1 protein-coding gene is annotated in these 1,914 nt (G+C 43.4%); it reads right to left on the bottom strand.

What is annotated here, in order from left to right; genetic code table 11:
- Positions 1 to 97 precede the first annotated feature (97 nt).
- Positions 98 to 1,360 carry a group II intron reverse transcriptase/maturase gene (ltrA, locus tag A6K76_RS15050; protein ID WP_066466426.1) on the bottom strand — a complete coding sequence of 421 codons (1,263 nt, stop codon included), beginning with the start codon at positions 1,358 to 1,360 and terminating at the stop codon, positions 98 to 100.
- Between the last annotated feature and the right edge of the window lie 554 nt (positions 1,361 to 1,914).

Here is a 1,914-nt window from a genome sequence, read left to right as displayed (position 1 = left end):
GGACGTGGCGCTAATCGCCTATAATCGAGTAGGAGGGAGTGATTAACTCCCGACCTCTCACACCACCGTACGTACGGATCCGTATACGGCGGTTCAATTAAGATGAATAACGCAAAGTTTCATAACGAACTTGCAGACTTTTCAGCCCTTGGCTTTCCCAAAAGGAATTGCCAAGGGTTCTGTGTAATATGGGGCTTTTTGAAATGCGCCAGTACCCTTTTCGGGTATTTCCCCACTCGTATGCTTTCCCATAAGGTACTTTTAGACGAATGAGATTTCTGACTCTTGTTCGAGGTTTCTTCCAATTCTTCCACAGACACATACGCAACCTTCGTTTAATCCATCCATCTAATGCTTTAAATATTGAATGAGTATCCGCTAAAGCGAAATATCCACACCATCCTATTAGATATTGATTTAACTTTTTGATTCTGTATTCCATGGAATATGGCATCTTTCTTGAGGTGATTTCTCGTACTTTCTTCTTCATTCGAACGAGACTTGATTTCGCAATACGAACCTTAGGTTCTTTGTTTGATGTGAAGCTAAAACCTAGGAATTTACGTTTCCATGGGCGGTCTACGGCCGATTTCTTTTCATTCACCTTCAATCGAAGTTTCCCTTCAATAAATCGTTGTACGCTTTCCATTACACGTACTCCTGCGCGTTCTGTTTTCACATAAATATTGCAGTCATCTGCGTAGCGAACGAATTTATGTCCACGTTGTTCTAATTCTTTATCAAGTTCGTCCAAGACGATATTAGAAAGTAAAGGACTTAAAGGACCACCTTGGGGTGTCCCTTCTTCCGTACTTGAAACCACTCCATTTATCATGACACCCGCTTGAAGATATTTGCGAATTAGTTTTAATAAAGGTTTATCTGAAATTCGTTTCGCTAATGTTGCCATTAGACGGTCATGGTTGACCTTGTCAAAGAATTTCTCTAAATCCATATCAATCACCCATCGGTATCCCTCTTTTATATAGCCCTTTGCTTTCCGTACCGCATCATGGGCGCTCCGATTTGGGCGAAACCCATAACTATGGTCTGAAAATGTTTGGTCATATTTCTTTGATAGAATCTGCGAGATGGCTTGTTGAATCAAACGGTCTGTCACGGTTGGTATTCCTAATAAGCGCACACCGCCATCTGGTTTCGGGATTTCGACACGACGGACTGGTTGCGGTTCATAGGTGCCATTCAAAATCTGCGATTTAATGGTTTCCCAATTTTCGAGGATGTGCTGTCGTAAGGTTTGTACGGGCATCATGTCTACTCCATGGCTTCCTTTATTCGCCTCTACTCGCTTTAACGCTTGTATCATGTTTTGCCGCTCAAGTATTTGATTCAACATCACCAGTTCGTTCCTTTCCGTGAATAGCTGTTCTTCTTTTGCCCAATTGGACTACACCCTCCGCAAATACCCTCGTGGGATTCACCACTACTTTCTAAGCGTGAGGTTTCTTCTGTTTTCTGTGTTCGTTCATCCTTATTGGAAAGCCAAGGGCTATTCTCTCTTAATTGTTCAGTCCTTCCAAGTAATTCTAGACTTACTTGTACTATGACCTCTGCTGACTTCTGACAGTTCAGCTACTTGTCACCAAGTAGGTTATGAAGGGGACTTCATGTTTCTGTCAGACCTCCCCAGGTAAGCGCATACACTTTCACACCATCTATCCGCCTCATTTACTCGATATGACCTTCGACAGAAGGGACTTTATCTTGTATTGCAGATTCATCCAATCATACCTAGCCTTATATGAGATTCGTGTTCCTCGGACCGGTGTTTTGCCTCCAGCTTCCTTCAGATTCCGCGTCACCACGGACACCCTTGCTCTTGGCTAACCTCTACTTCTGCCTTCGGGGCTCGGGACTTACACCCTAAAGTTTATGCGCATGCTGGGCGCACAA

It is taken from the genome of Caryophanon latum, assembly GCF_001700325.1.
Taxonomy (GTDB): domain Bacteria; phylum Bacillota; class Bacilli; order Bacillales_A; family Planococcaceae; genus Caryophanon; species Caryophanon latum.
The sequence above is the reverse complement of the archived record's forward strand: the minus strand, read 5'-3'. Positions and strand labels throughout refer to the sequence as shown.